The organism is Rathayibacter sp. AY1A2, assembly GCF_002930935.1.
Classification (GTDB): Bacteria; Actinomycetota; Actinomycetes; order Actinomycetales; family Microbacteriaceae; genus Rathayibacter.
The window spans coordinates 73,606-87,484 of the sequence record NZ_PSTP01000002.1 but is presented as its reverse complement, the minus strand read 5'-3'; the positions used below and the strand labels follow the sequence as shown (position 1 = coordinate 87,484).

The following is a 13,879-nucleotide window of genomic DNA, read 5'->3' as shown; positions in this document are numbered from 1 at the left end:
GCGGTGCGGGGATCCTCTCGAAGCTTGCTGCACGAAGGGCCTCCGCTTCCTGTGCTTGACAGCAGAGCCGAGCAGCGGTCACCGGCGCCGGGCGGCCGCCGCGGCGTGCAGGGCCCGCAGGAACTCGGGGACGACCGGGTTTCCGGTGTCGCGGGCGAGCACACCGATCTCACGGCTCGCGCCCGGATCGTCGATCGGGATCTCGCGGACGTCGTCGTCGACCGAGGACGGGCTCGGCGGCAGGATCGTGAGTCCGAGACCGGCTGCCGCGAGTCCCCGGGCGGCGCGGTAGTCGCCGACCTCGAACGCCGGCACCGGGTCGCGGCCGTCCACGGCGAGCAGGCGCCGGGCCGACTCGTGGAGGCCGTAGCCGGGCGCCAGCATGATCAGGTCGAGGCCGCGGAGGTCCTCCACCGTGACCGAGCGCCGCGAGGCCAGCGGATGACGGGGGTCCACGACCGCGAGGAGAGGCTCCGAGTAGAGGGTCGTCGTGGTGGTGCCGGGGAGATCGGGCGGATCCGCGACGATCGCCAGCTCGGACTCGCCCTCCGCCACGGCCCGCAGGCAGAGGGCGCGGGAGCCGTGACGGAGCCCGAAGCCGACCTGCGGCCAGCGGCGGCGGAACCGGCGGATCACATCCGGCACGAAGCTCTCCCCGAGGAGCGTCTGGAAGGCGAGGTCGATCCGGCCGTGCTCCACGTCGCCCGCCTGCCGCACCTCCGCGAGCCCGGCGCGGATCACCGACATGCCGTCCTGCGCGGCCTCGGCGAGACGGGTCCCCGCCTCCGTCAGCACCACCCCACGGCCCTCCCGGCGGACCAGGGGAGTGCCGACCAGAGCGGACAGCCGGGCGAGCGACCGGCTCGCGGTCGGCTGCGGGATCCCGAGCTCGGCTGCCGCCGCCGTGACGCTCCCGGTCTGGGCGACCGCGACGAGCAGGGGCAGGAGGCGGAGGGTCGCGGGCCAGTCGTCGGACACGCCACCACCCTAGATCCGGACATGACCAGAACGCATGAACAGTACGAGAAAGCACATTAGTCATGCAACCGGAGGCGGTCTACCGTCGGAATCATGAGCACCGCCGCACGCACCCGACCGATGCGCGCAGCGGCACCCTTCTCGCAGCGGCGGCTGACCATCGCCCTCCTCGCCGCCGGAGTCGCGACCTTCGCCGAGCTCTACGCCGTGCAGAGCGTCCTCCCGCAGCTCGCGCGGGAATGGGCCCTCGCCCCGTCCGACGCCGCGCTCACCGTCTCGGCCGCGACCCTCGGACTGGCGCTCTCGGTGCTGCCGTGGGCCTCGGTGGCCGAGCGCATCGGACGGCTCGAATCCATGCGGATCGCGGTCCTCACGTCCGTGGTCCTGGCGCTGCTCGCCTGCGTCGCCCCGACCTTCGAGCTCCTCCTCGTCCTGCGCTTCCTCGGGGGAGCGGCACTGGGTGCCGTCCCGGCGCTCGCCGTCGCGGCGATCCACGACCGGGTCGGGGGCGCCGGAGCGACGGCCGCCGCGACCGCCTACGTCTCCGGGACCACGATCGGCGGTGCCGCCGGACGCCTGCTCGCCGGACCGCTCGCGGCGGCGCTCGGATGGCGCGGAGCCCTGCTCGTCGTGACGGCCGTCTGCGCAGCGGCGGCGATCGTCTTCGCGGTGCTCACGCCCCGGGGCGGCGGCGCGCGCGAGACTGCTCCCGGCGGCTGGCGAGCAAAGACGGCGCAGGTGCTCCGCGATCCGATGCTCGTCGCGATCGCGCTGCAGACGTTCCTCGCGGTCGGCGTGTTCGTCGCGGTCTACAACTACCTGGCGTTCCGGCTCGAGGCGCCCCCGTTCGCACTCGCGCCCGCGCTCGTCTCCCTCCTCTTCGCCGCCTACCTCGCGGGAACCGTCTCCTCCCGGCTCGCGGGGAGATGGGGGCCGCGGATCGGTCCCCGCCTCGTCATGCGGATCGGCGTCGCCCTGATGATCGTCGGACTGCTGGTGATGCTCGCCGAGAACGTGGCCGTGGTGATCGCCGGACTCCTCGTCTTCACGGCCGGCTTCTTCGCCCTGCACGCGACCGGCGCCGCCTGGACGGGAGCGCGGGCGGCTCCGGCACTCCGCGGGCACGCCGGCGCGGTCTACACGATCGCCTTCTACGCGGGCTCGGCCGCCGGCGGCTGGCTCCTCGGCCTGGCCGTCGGAGCCGGTGGCTGGCCGGCCCTGACGGCGGTGACGATCGGCCTGCTGCTGGTCGGAGCGGGGATCGTCAGCCTCCCGTCCCGCACCACCGCGGCCGGGCGCTGAACCCCCGCGTCCGCCGACCGCACCCCGAGCTCCGCCCGGCACCTCCCCGCAGCGGGCGAGGTGCGACATGATGGCCCGACTGCACGAAGCGGGGGACGGCATGGCGCGGAGCACCGGAGCGGACGGCTCCCCACGCGAGAGCGGCGGAACGGACGAGGGCGGCACCGACCCGCGCTACCACGCGGGCTTCCAGCGCGGCTACGACGGACGCGAGGCCGAGCGGCGCGGCAGCGGAGAGGAGCGCCTCCGCTCCCCGTTCCTGTCGAGCGGGGCCGCGGGCACCGGGCGCTCGGCCGGCCGGAGAGGCGGCCGGTCCGCTCCCGAGCACGAGGACGTGCGATCGGTCGGCCGCCCGACGGGCTCCCGAGGCTCCGGCCGACGGACCGCTCCGGAGCGCGCGAGAGCGGCGGTGCGGGCCGTCCCGACACCCGCGGAGCCGACCGCGCCCCGACCCGCGGAGCCGACAGTCCCACTCCCGACCGAGCCGACCGTCCCGCTCCCCGCCGAACCCGACTCCGCTCCCGGCGACGCGGCGCCCGGCTCCGGTGAGCGTCGCGACGCGACCGACGCCGACCCCCGCCCCGCTGTCTCCACTCGCCGCATCGCCGGAGCCCTGGCGGTCGTCGGCGCCGTGAGCGTCCTCGTCGGACTCCTCGCCCTCTGGAACAGCTCCCACAGCTGGTACGACTACTCGCCGTCGCAGAGCGCCTTCGGGCCCGAGCAGTACCTCCGCGTGCTCAGCGACAACGCGATCGGACCGTTCCTCACCGTCGGCTTGATCGCGCTCGGCCTGGCGGTCGTGGTCCCGCTGCTGAGGGCTCCCGGCCGATGACGCGGGTCCGCCTGCTCTGGGCCGCCGCGATCGCGGTGACCGTCGTCCTCTGGGCCGCAGTGCTCGCGCTCCCGGTCGTGGTCCTCCTGCTGCCGAACCAGTACCAGGGCGACTCGATCACGGTCCCGCCGGAGCTCTACGTGCGGCAGGCGCTCGCGATGGTCGCGCCGCCGCTGCAGACCGCCGCCCTGGTGATGCTGGGGGCGCTGATCGTCGTCGCGGTGGCTCGGCGCGCGCCCGCGAAGGCCCGTGCGAGGGAGGCGGCGAGCGGCTGGGACGACGCCGTGCTCCTCGACCCGGACGGCCGCGAGCAGCACGGGACGGGCCCCGCAGGCCGCTGAGCAGACGCTGCTGCGTCGGAATCCACCCGCTGCTCCCCGGTCAGAAGCCGCTGCTCCCCGGTCGGAAGCCACTCCTCCGGACGCACCCGCCCCTCACGCCGGCAGCAGCTGGAACCGCTCCCGCGCCACTCCGCCGGCGACGAGGTCCGCGAGCAGCTCGCCCAGGACCGGACCGAACGTGAAGCCGTGCCCCGAGAACCCGGTCGCCAGAGTCACGCGGCCCACGCGGTCGAGCACGAAGTCCTCGTCGGGCGTGCTGTCGTAGAGGCAGCTGATCGGAGTGGCGCTCGCCGCGTCCACGCCCGGAATCCACTCCGCGACGTAGCCGACGAGGCGGGCGAGCGCTTCGGGCTCGGGCTCGAAGGTGCGCTCGTCCGGATCGACGACGACTCCGGTGCTGTGCTCGCCCACCTTCACCCCGACTCCGGGCGTCGCGAGCCCGTAGACGACGGGCAGGCCGGCGCGGTGGTGGGCGAAGCTCGGCCACGAGTCGAGGGGCAGGTCCGTCGCGAAGTGCGCGGGCTGCTCCTGCGTGACGCGCAGCGGAGGGAGGCGTCGGCCGGCCGCGCGGACGAGGCCGTCCACGAGCGGCGGCGTCCAGGATCCGCCGGCCACGACGACCGCGTCGGCGTCGAGGGCGCCATCGGTGGTCAGCACGCGCACGTCGTCGGCGCGCTCCTCGATGCCCAGCACCCGCGTCTGCGTCCGGAGGACGGCGCTGCGTCCGAGGGCGGAGTCGAGCATCGCGTCGATCGCGGCCACCGCGTCGAGGCGTCCGCCCTCGGGGTGCAGCAGGACGTCGGTCTCGAAGCGGAGTCCCGGCCAGCGCCGCTGCGCCTCGTCCGCCTCGATCCGCACCACGGGGATCCCGTCGCGCAGGAGGACAGCCTCGACGGCGGCCAGCACGGCGGGGTCGCCGTGGTCGATCGCGCCGACCGGGTGCAGCAGGCGGCGGCCGGTCTCAGCCTCCAGCCGTGCCCAGGCGCGCCCGGCCCGTCCGGTGAGGGCGCGGTAGTCGTCCTCGAGGTAGCCGCGGCGGAAGATGCGCGTCGCGCCGTGGGACGAGCCGCGGTCGTGACCCCGCTCGAACTGCTCGACGAGCACCACGCGATCGCCGCGCTCGGTGAGGGCGCGGGCTGTCGCCGCTCCGACCAGGCCGGCTCCGACGACGACGACCTCACGGGTCACGGGGTCTCCCGGGAGGCGCGGCGCACGCCAAGCAGGACCACCAGACGGAGGAACCCGACGAGTCCCATGCCGATCAATGCGGCGATCAGCATCAGCACGGCGACACCGGCCACCCAGGTCGTGTCGCCGGTCACCGACTGCGCCGCGAACTCGGTGCAGAACAGCGCCAGCCCCGCGTAGCTCAGGATGAGGACGGTGATCGTCCCGGGGCGGCGGAGGCGCTGCGCGGGCGTCCGCCAGAGGGCGGGCGGCTCGAGCCAGCGGCGCAGCAGCCGGATCACGAGGGTGCCGACGAGGCCGAGGAAGCCGGCCGCGATCAGGATGATGCCCGCGCCGCCGAGCCCCGACGCCTCGACGCCGGCCAGCTCGAGGGCGATCCCGATCGCGACGCCGACGGCTCCGGCGCCCCCCGCGATCATGGCCGCCCACACTCCGAAGCCGCCGCGGAGGACGCTCTCGCGCTCGGGACGTGACGGGTCGGCGTCCATCGGACGCTGCTGGCGCGGGCGGATCGGCGCGGGGGGAGCCGACGCAGGCGCTGCTGCCGGAGAGGTCGCGGCCTCGGACACGCCCCAGACCGGAGCGGCGTCCGGCGTCTGCGACTCGATCACGTTCTCGCGCACCGGCACGTAGCGCAGCGGCGCGTCGATCCGCACCTGCGGCCGCCCGCGCACGACGATGGTCGCCCCCAGGTCGGCCCCGCGCTCCAGCGCGACGGGTCCGAGGAGGAGCCCGACCGCCGGATCGATCCGCCACGCGTCCGACCGGGGAGCCGACCCGTACCACTCCGCCGACACGGCCCCGCCGAGATCGACCGAGATCGGCCGCCCGTCGCTGTAGCTCGTCACCGGCACGAGCGAGCGGCCGGAGTTGCGCACCCGCGCGCCCACCCGCCACCAGTCGTCCCCGGCGTGCGTCAGCCGCACCTCGACGTCGACCAGCGACGCCGGCACCGCCCGCCGCCGTCCGATGACCACCGCGACGACCGCGAGCCCGGCGATGACCAGCCCGCCGAGCAGGCCGACCACTCCGATGAAGATCTCCATGGGAGCAGTCAAGCAGGCGCGGGTCGACGGCGCGGGCGCGACGAGGTGGCCTCCGGGAGGCTCGAGCCCGGTCGTCGACGCTGTCGCTCCGCGCGGCCGCCCCGTTCCCGACGCTCCACCCGACCGTCGAGCCCGGAGCGGGTCACTCCGCATACTGAGGAGGCGCGTCGCGTCGACCGCATCGCGGGTCTCATCGCAGGAGGGTCGATCATGCGCCACTGGCCTACCTTCCCCGTGCGCCGGCGCCCTCGTCGACGGGCCGGTGCGATCCTCGCTCTGCTGGGAGCTGCGGCGCTCGCCGTCGCCGCCGTCGCGCTGTCGGACACGGCGGGAGGAGGCGGACCGGAGGCGGTGTCCTCCTCGGCCGGTGCTTCTGCGGCGTCGAGCAGTCCCGCTGCTCCCGCGCCGAGCAGCCCCTCGGGGGACGTCGAGCCGTCCGCTCCGGAAACGGGGCCGTCCGCTCCGTCCCTCGCGACGCTGGCCGCTCTCCCCGCGGTCGAAGGCCCCGCCGCCGTCCCCTACGACCGCGACCTCTTCGGACAGGCGTGGTCGGACGTCGACCGCAACGGCTGCGACACCCGCAACGACGTCCTCGGCCGTGACCTGCTCGCCCCCGTGTTCAAGCCCGGCACCCGCGACTGCAAGGTCCTCACCGGCACCCTGATCGACCCCTACGACGGCACCTCGGTCGCCTTCGTCTCCGGGACCGACACCTCCCGCCTCGTGCAGATCGACCACGTCGTCGCCCTCGGCTGGGCGTGGCACCACGGCGCCTGGTCGTGGACGGACGACCAGCGCTTCGCCTTCGCGAACGACCCCGCGAACCTCGTCGCCGCCTCCGAGCAGACGAACCGCGCGAAGAGCGACGCCGGCCCGGGGGAGTGGCTGCCACCGGCCGCGGAGCTGCGCTGCGGGTACGTGGAGCAGTTCGTGGCGGTGCTCAGCGAGTACGGGCTCGGGATCGGCGCCCGGGACCGGGCGGCGTCGGAGGCGGTGCTGGCGGGGTGCCGGTATTGAGGGGGAGAACCTCTTTCCTCTGATGGAGGGTCGTCCCGACGCCGCAACAGCGGCCGGCGTGACCGCATTAGCGTCCTTCAACTCTGCGATAGTGAGTAATGGTCTCTTCTGTGACCTCTCTTCTGGGACGCATGCGGCACAAAGTTCAGCACTTAGGCAATATGAGTAACTCTGTCGCTAACACGAGTACATCTCGACAGAACGTGCTCCGAGCATTCCTAGTCTCGCGAGATGCCTCCCGTTACTCCCGCCACACTCTCACTTGAACTGGGCGTTTCTCAGCGTCGAATCCGAAGCCTCCTCCGCTCCTCCTACGGAACTCTTCCGGCTGAGGAATCTCGGTGGGATCTGACCGAAGCGCAGGCGGAGGCTGTCCGCTCCCGTCTGCTTCGACGAGACACCACCGAGCGTCGGTTCACCTTGGAAGTGGGCGACCAGGTCCTCCGGCGTGATATTCACCGCGCCTACGGAGGGCAGCAGCAGCAGGGGATCGTGACGCCGCGAGCGCTCCGTGAAATCTTCATCTTCACCGATCCGGCGAAGGGAGCTCGATACGGCTACGACCGGTTCGAGGGACTTCGCGAGGACGGGTCTTACTCCTACACGGGAGAAGGGCAGGTCGGTGACCAAGTTTTTCTTCGCGGCAACAGGGCTCTCCGGGACGCGGCGCAGGATGGGCGGGTGCTTCGGCTCTTCACGGTGCAGGGAACGAGCGTGACCTACATCGGTGCCTTCACGACAGGGACTCCGACCTACCGGTGGGAGATCATCCCGGACACCGAAGGGACGCAGCGACGCGGCATCATCTTCACTCTCCTGCCGCTCGCGGCGGACATCACTCGGCTGCCGACCTATGGTGGCATGCAGGAGCCCGCTGCCTCGCTCGGCGACTGGACGCCTCCCGAGCACTCCGACATAGTCATCGCGGGTGCGGATGTCAGCCCTCTCGATGACCGGGTCGTCTCCCGAATCGAGTTCGAGCTGCAGTCCGACTTTGGGCTCTGGCTGACCGAGAACGGCACGCCGCCCAGTCGTCTGACCCTCCCGGTCGGCAGCTCACGGGTCGAGCCGGACTTGTACGTCCGATCGAGCGGCTGGATCGTCGAAGCCAAGAAGTCGACCGCCCGGTCCTTCGTCCGCATGGCCATCGGGCAGGTGCTCGACTATGCGCATCTTGCGCAGCGCGAGGGCTACGCGGCAGTCCCCGTCATCCTGCTTCCCGGTCGCCCGGAAGAGGACATGCTGGATCTCATCCGCAGCCTCTCGATCATCACAGCGTTCAGGTCTGACGAGGGCTTCGACCTCATCGATCCGTAGAGGAAAGAAGCCGAACGGCCGGCAGATCGGGGTGGGCCCACTCCAGTCCGGGGAGTTCGCTCGGAAGGAGCCAGAGGAGTTGGTCGTGGTCGGTGCTCTCCGTGGGGCGTGGGCCACGAACCACGGCTCGGAAGCAGTGCAACCGAATGGTGAGAGCGCCGACCTCCGTTTCATCTGACGTCAGCTTGGGGCCGACCTCGATCTCCACGCTCAGCTCCTCGCGGATCTCCCTCGCGAGGGCGACTTCAGCCGTTTCGCCAGGTTCTCTCTTGCCGCCGGGAAATTCCCAGAGCCCGCCCGCCGCCTTGTCCGCCCGCCGACGGCAGGCAAGAATACGGCCGCGATCGCTGATGACCGCCGCAACGACGTCGAGAGTGTCCACGTGTCCATCATGCCGACACCGGTGCAACAACCGCCCGTACGCGATGGCCGAGCGCACGCCCCCCCTCTTTGACGCCCCACCCACCCCCGTGTTAGCGTCGCTCTCGGACATGTGACTGGTCGTGCAGGCAGGATCCGACGAAACGCGTAATGAGCGTCGTCGGGTCCTTTTTTTGTGCCCGGACGCCTCCTGACGCTCCGCCGGAGCACCGATGACGGTGCCGGAGGGGGCGGGGACGGCGACGGACGGCCGGGCAGCACAGCGCAGGGAAGCGCGCGTCCCCACACACCCGGAGGAGTACCGATGAGTACCCAGGAGAGCGCGAAGGCGATCCTCGAGCACGTCGGCGGCGCCGCCAACGTGGCGAAGCTGCAGCACTGCTCGACCCGTCTGCGGTTCGCGCTGGCGGACGACGCGAAGGCCGACGTCGAGGCGTTGAAGGCGGTGCCCGGCGTGATCGGCGTCGTCACAGGCCCGCAGACGCAGGTCATCGTCGGCAGCGGCGTCAGCGAGATGTACGCGGCGGTCGAGAAGCTGCGCGGCGGCACCACCGCATCCGCGGAGCAGGCGAAGCAGCCGCGGTCCCTCAAGCGCCTCGGCGCGACGATCATGGACTTCGTGGTCAGCGTCTTCACGCCGATCATCCCGGCCATCGCGGGCGCCGGCATCTTCAAGTCGTTCCTCGTCCTCGCCTCGGCGCTGGGCTGGCTCGACCCGGCCTCCGACAACTTCAAGCTGCTGTCCGCCATCCCGGACGCGGTGTTCGGCTTCCTGCCGTTGCTCGTCGCGTACACGAGCGCGAAGAAGCTCGACGTGAACCGACCGCTCGCGCTCGGGCTCGTCGGCGTCCTGGTCTTCCCGGCGTTCACGACGCTGCTCAACCAGGAGGGCGGCGTCGCGCTCTTCGGCATCCCGGTGCCGGTCATCGCCTACAACGCCCAGGTGTTCCCGGCGATCCTGGCCGTGCTGCTGCTCTCGGTCGTCGAGCGCTTCTTCACGAAGCACTCGTGGGGCCCGATCCGCACGTTCTACGTGCCGCTGATGTGCCTCGTGATCGTCGCTCCGGCCACGATCTTCCTGCTCGGCCCCCTCGGCTACTGGCTCGGCTCCATGCTCACCGGCGCGATGATCGGCCTCTACGGGGCGCTCGGCTGGGTGGCCGTCGCGCTGCTGGCCGGCGTGCTCCCGCTGATCATCTCGGTCGGCATGCACAAGGCCTTCATCCCGCCGACCATCGCGACGATGGCCAGCGCGGGCAAGGACACCTTCTACCTCGCCTCCTCGCTCGCCCACAACGCGGCGGAGGCCGGCTCCAGTCTCGCGATCGCCCTGCGCACCAAGAGCGCGACCCTCCGCGCCACCGCCTTCTCGGGCGGCCTCTCGGCCCTCTTCGGGATCACCGAGCCGGCGCTCTACGGCGTCACGCTGCAGAACAAGCGCGCCCTCGTCTCCGTCATCACGGGCAGCGTCGTCGGAGGCGCCTACATCGGCGCCACGCAGGTCGCCGCGTTCGCGCTGGTCAGCCCCGGCGTCGCGAGCATCTCGATGTTCATCGACGGGCTGAACCCCTGGAACCTGCTCAACGCCGTGATCGGCCTGCTGATCTCGGTCGCCGTCTCGTTCGTCGTCTCCTTCGTCATCTGGCGCGACGACGCCTCCGCCAGCGTCCAGGCGCTCGGCGACGTGGCGGCCGCCGCCGGGAGCCCGCTCGCGCTGCAGGCGCCGCTCACCGGCTCCGTCATCCCCCTCTCGGAGGTGCCGGACCCCGTGTTCTCGGCCGGCGTGCTCGGCGAGGGGCTGGCGATCCGCCCCACCGACGGAGCCGTCCGGGCGCCGTTCGCGGGCGAGGTCATCGCGCTGCTCTCCTCTCGCCACGCCGTGGGGCTCCGCCGCGCGGACGGCGTCGAGGTGCTCATCCACGTCGGCATCGACACGGTGCAGCTGGACGGCGCGCCGTTCGAGGCGCACGTCGCGGTCGGCGACCGGGTCGAGGCCGGGCAGCTGCTCCTCACCGCCGACCTGGCCGCGATCACCGCGGCCGGCTACGACACCACGACCCCGGTGCTCGTGACCAACTCCGCCGAGTACACCGTGCTCGTCGAGGCCGCCGAGCGGATCACCGCCGGCGACCGGATCATGACCGTGACGCAGAGAGAGAAGGAGCTCGCCGATGGCGCTTCCTGACGGATTCCGATGGGGCGGCGCCCTCGCCGCCAACCAGGTCGAGGGCGCGTGGCGCGAGGGCGGGCGCGGCCCGGCGGTCAGCGACGTCGCCTCCTACAAGCCGAAGGCGGACCCGAAGGAGTACGCGATCCACCACCGCAACACGGTGGAGAGCATCACGGCGGCGATGGCCGACGACGACACCGAGTACTACCCCAAGCGCCGCGGCATCGACTTCTACCACCGCTACCCCGGCGACCTCGCGCTGTTCGCCGAGATGGGCTTCACCACCCTCCGCGTCTCGATCGCCTGGACCCGCCTCTACCCGACGGGGGAGGAGGCGGAGCCGCTCGAGGAGGGCATCGCCTACTACCTCGCCCTCTTCACCGAGATGCGGCGCCTCGGGATAGAGCCGCTGGTCACGCTCTCGCACTACGATCCGCCGCTCGCGCTCGCGCTGAAGCACAACGGCTGGGTCGACCGCCGCACGATCGGGCTGTTCGAGCGCTTCGCCCGGACCTGCTTCGAGCGCTTCGGCCACCTCGTCGACATGTGGCTGACCTTCAACGAGATCGACGGCATCATCCGCCACCCGTTCACCTCGGGCGGGATCATCGAGGAGACCGTCGAGGGCAGCGTGGAGCAGGCCTGCTACACGGCCCTGCACCACCAGTTCGTCGCCTCCGCCTCGGTCACGAGGACGCTGAAGGAGCTGTGGCCCGAGTCGCGGATGGGCTGCATGCTCACGATGCTGACCACCTACCCCAACACCTGCCACCCCGACGACGTCGCGGCGACGCAGGCGAAGGAGCGGATGCTCTACCTCTGCACCGACGTCCAGGCGGGCGGCGCCTACCCGCGCCTGGCGCTGCGGGCGCTCGAGAGCCGCGGAGTCGAGATCCCGTTCGAGGCGGGCGACGTCGAGCTGCTGCGCGAGCACCCCGTCGACTTCATCTCGTTCAGCTACTACATGTCGATGACGGAGTCCGTGCGCCCCGACGCCGAGCGCACCCCCGGCAACACGGTCCTCGGCGTCAAGAACCCGTTCCTCGAGTCGAGCGAGTGGGGCTGGCAGATCGACCCCGTCGGGCTGCGGATCTCGCTGATCGACCTCTACGACCGCTACGGCAAGCCGCTGTTCATCGTCGAGAACGGGCTCGGGATGCGCGACGAGCTGACCGAGGACGGCCGGGTCCACGACCCGTACCGGATCGACTACTTCCGCGCGCACTTCGAGCAGATGATCCAGGCGGTGGACGAGGGCGTGGAGCTGCTCGGCTACGTGAGCTGGGCGCCGATCGACCTGATCAGCGCCTCCAGCTCGCAGATCTCGAAGCGCTACGGGTTCGTCTACGTCGACATGGACGACCTCGGCCACGGCAGCACCGAGCGCTACCGGAAGGACTCGTTCTTCTGGTACCAGAAGGTCATCGCCTCCAACGGCGCGGATCTGGGATGATCCTCCTCTGCCCGGAGGCGCCGTCCGGCTCTCCGGGCAGAGGCCCCGCCACCCCCACCCCAGCCCTGACGCGGCCGTCGACGGAGACACGCATGCAGACCATCAAGAAGGTGCTCAACTCGAGCGTCGTCCTCGTCGTCGACGAGCGCGGCGTCGAGCGCGTGCTCCTGGGCAGGGGGATCGGCTTCGGAGCGAAGGCCGGCGAGGCGATCGAGTCCTCGAGCGTCGACCAGGTGTTCGTGGCGCTGGACGACTCGGATCAGCGCAACCTCGTCGAGCTCCTGGCGCAGATCCCGCCGGAGTTCGTCGAGCTCACCCGCGCGGTCGTCGCCGACGCGGAGGAGCAGGGGCTGAAGCTCGACCCCCACGTGTACCTCGCGCTCACCGACCACCTGCACTTCGCGGTGGAGCGGCAGCGGCGCGGGCTCTCGGTCGCCAACCGGCTGGCCTGGGAGATGCGGACGGTCTACCCCGTGCAGTACGCGGTGGGGGAGCGGGCGGTCGAGCGGATGCGCGAGCGCCTGGACGTGGAGCTGCCCGCCGACGAGGCCGCGAACGTCGCGTTCCACCTCGCCAACGCGGAGCTCGGCAAGGTCGGGATCGACTCGCTCCGGATCGTGCAGCTCATCCGCTCGGTGACCGCGATCATCCAGCACTCCAGCGGAGCCGCGCTCGACCGCGACGACCTCCGCTCCGCCCGCTTCGTGGCGCACCTGCAGTACTTCGCCGAGCGCTTCTTCTCGGGCGGCCTGCTCGAGAGCGAGGACGACTTCCTCTTCACCAGCCTCAGCGCCCGCTACCCGCGCGCGATCGCCTCCGCCGAGCGGGTCCGCTCCTTCGTGGCGGCCGAGTACCAGGCCGCCCTGCCCAACGAGGAGGTCGCCTTCCTGGCCCTCCACATCGCGCGCGCCGCTCCGGAGTAGCGCGCTGACCCCGGAGAACCGCATGCACCGCGCCACCCCCGCCCGCCCGACGACGCCCGCGAGCGAGCGCCCGTGAGCGGCACGATCCACCTCGTCCGCCACGCCGAGACCCTCTTCAACGTCGCCGGCCAGCTGCAGGGCTGGTGCGACTCGCCCCTGACCGAGCGCGGCGAGCGCCAGGCGGCGGCCCTCGGCGAGCGGATGCGCGAGGTGCCGCTCGTCGCGGCGTTCACGAGCGACCTCACCCGCACCCGCACCACGGCGGCGGCGGCGCTCGCCGGGCACCCGTCGCTCGAGGCCGAGCCGATGGTCGAGCTCCGCGAGTGGCACTTCGGCGCCTTCGAGGGGCAGCCGAACGCCTCGCTCTGGGAGCCGGTGTTCGCCGATCACGGCTACTCCTACGTGCCCTCCTCCGCCGACTGGCCGCGGATGACCGACGCCGGTCTCGACTCGGTGCTCGACGCGATCCACCGCCACGACCCCTCCGGCCGGGCCGACAGCGGTGCCACCGTGCGCGCCCGCGTGGAGGCCGCGATCGCGCGGTTCGCGCCGGCGGCGGAGCACGGGGACGTGCTGGTCGTGACGCACGGAGCGGTGCTCGGGAGCATCCTCCGTGCGCTCGACCCCGCGCACCGGCCGCAGCGGGGCTACCCGAACTGCGCGGTCGTGTCGGTGACGGACGGCGTCATCGGCGAGGTCGACGGGAGCTGCGCGACGGCCTGACCCCGCCCCTCCTCCTCCACGGACGCCCCTGTGCGCTCCGGTCGCCGACCGGACGAGCACGGGGGCGTCCGTCGTGCTCGGGACGCAGGCGGCCCGCACCCGGGCCGCCCCCGGACCTGCACGCGCGGCCGCCTCGGGACCTGCACGTCCGGTGATGCGGGACCTGCACTTTCGGCCACCTCGGCGCTGTACCGAAGTACAGGAGCCC

At 72.1% G+C, this 13,879-nt stretch carries 13 protein-coding genes; 9 read left to right on the top strand and 4 right to left on the bottom strand.

Annotated features, from left to right (window positions below):
* Nucleotides 1–78: 78 nt before the first annotated feature.
* Nucleotides 79–978, bottom strand: a complete 900-nt coding sequence (locus tag C5B93_RS02905) for a LysR family transcriptional regulator (protein ID WP_104239291.1) — start codon at nt 976–978, stop codon at nt 79–81.
* Between the two features lie 93 nt (nt 979–1,071).
* Between C5B93_RS02905 and C5B93_RS02900 the strand changes: the two genes are divergently transcribed.
* From C5B93_RS02900 to C5B93_RS02890, 3 genes are all read left to right on the top strand, one after another.
* Nucleotides 1,072–2,280, top strand: coding sequence for an MFS transporter (locus C5B93_RS02900; protein ID WP_104291731.1), 1,209 nt, complete (start codon nt 1,072–1,074; stop codon nt 2,278–2,280).
* A 67-nt stretch (nt 2,281–2,347) separates the two neighbouring features.
* Nucleotides 2,348–3,112, top strand: coding sequence for a hypothetical protein (locus C5B93_RS02895; RefSeq protein ID WP_146078420.1), 765 nt, complete (start codon nt 2,348–2,350; stop codon nt 3,110–3,112).
* Nucleotides 3,109–3,453 (top strand): hypothetical protein, encoded by a 345-nt coding sequence (locus tag C5B93_RS02890; protein WP_104291729.1) that lies wholly within the window; start codon nt 3,109–3,111, stop codon nt 3,451–3,453. Before C5B93_RS02895 ends, C5B93_RS02890 begins: the two co-directional genes overlap by 4 nt.
* Nucleotides 3,454–3,546: 93 nt before the next feature.
* On the opposite strand, the gene C5B93_RS02885 is transcribed toward C5B93_RS02890, so the two are convergent.
* A complete protein-coding gene (locus C5B93_RS02885; RefSeq protein ID WP_104291840.1) occupies nt 3,547–4,641 on the bottom strand; it encodes an FAD-dependent oxidoreductase in 1,095 nt (364 codons plus the stop codon).
* Nucleotides 4,638–5,687: a hypothetical protein gene (locus tag C5B93_RS02880; RefSeq protein ID WP_104291728.1), complete on the bottom strand. Its 1,050-nt coding sequence runs from the start codon at nt 5,685–5,687 to the stop codon at nt 4,638–4,640. The genes C5B93_RS02885 and C5B93_RS02880 overlap by 4 nt, the downstream gene beginning before the upstream one ends.
* Nucleotides 5,688–5,897: 210 nt before the next feature.
* On the opposite strand from C5B93_RS02880, the gene C5B93_RS02875 reads away from it, so the two are divergent.
* Together C5B93_RS02875 and C5B93_RS02870 are read left to right on the top strand one after the other, a co-directional pair.
* Nucleotides 5,898–6,704 (top strand): HNH endonuclease family protein, encoded by an 807-nt coding sequence (locus C5B93_RS02875; protein WP_104291727.1) that lies wholly within the window; start codon nt 5,898–5,900, stop codon nt 6,702–6,704.
* A gap of 426 nt (nt 6,705–7,130) precedes the next feature.
* On the top strand, nt 7,131–8,021 hold the full coding sequence (locus C5B93_RS02870; protein WP_258065471.1) for a hypothetical protein: 891 nt from the start codon (nt 7,131–7,133) through the stop codon (nt 8,019–8,021).
* Here the strand turns inward: C5B93_RS02870 and C5B93_RS02865 are convergent.
* Nucleotides 8,008–8,403, bottom strand: coding sequence for a (deoxy)nucleoside triphosphate pyrophosphohydrolase (locus C5B93_RS02865; protein ID WP_104326295.1), 396 nt, complete (start codon nt 8,401–8,403; stop codon nt 8,008–8,010). The two genes, C5B93_RS02870 and C5B93_RS02865, sit on opposite strands and share 14 nt — an antisense overlap.
* A 303-nt stretch (nt 8,404–8,706) precedes the next feature.
* On the opposite strand from C5B93_RS02865, the gene C5B93_RS02860 reads away from it, so the two are divergent.
* The 4 genes from C5B93_RS02860 (at nt 8,707) to C5B93_RS02845 (ending at nt 13,671) form a co-directional block, all read left to right on the top strand.
* Nucleotides 8,707–10,587 (top strand): beta-glucoside-specific PTS transporter subunit IIABC, encoded by a 1,881-nt coding sequence (locus C5B93_RS02860; RefSeq protein WP_104225132.1) that lies wholly within the window; start codon nt 8,707–8,709, stop codon nt 10,585–10,587.
* Entirely contained in the window at nt 10,574–12,025 is a 1,452-nt protein-coding gene (locus C5B93_RS02855; RefSeq protein WP_104291724.1) for a glycoside hydrolase family 1 protein, read from the top strand. The genes C5B93_RS02860 and C5B93_RS02855 overlap by 14 nt, the downstream gene beginning before the upstream one ends.
* Nucleotides 12,026–12,117: 92 nt before the next feature.
* Nucleotides 12,118–12,948: a PRD domain-containing protein gene (locus C5B93_RS02850; RefSeq protein WP_104257111.1), complete on the top strand. Its 831-nt coding sequence runs from the start codon at nt 12,118–12,120 to the stop codon at nt 12,946–12,948.
* A 72-nt stretch (nt 12,949–13,020) separates the two neighbouring features.
* Nucleotides 13,021–13,671 carry a histidine phosphatase family protein gene (locus C5B93_RS02845; protein WP_104246978.1) on the top strand — a complete coding sequence of 217 codons (651 nt, stop codon included), beginning with the start codon at nt 13,021–13,023 and terminating at the stop codon, nt 13,669–13,671.
* Nucleotides 13,672–13,879 lie beyond the last annotated feature (208 nt).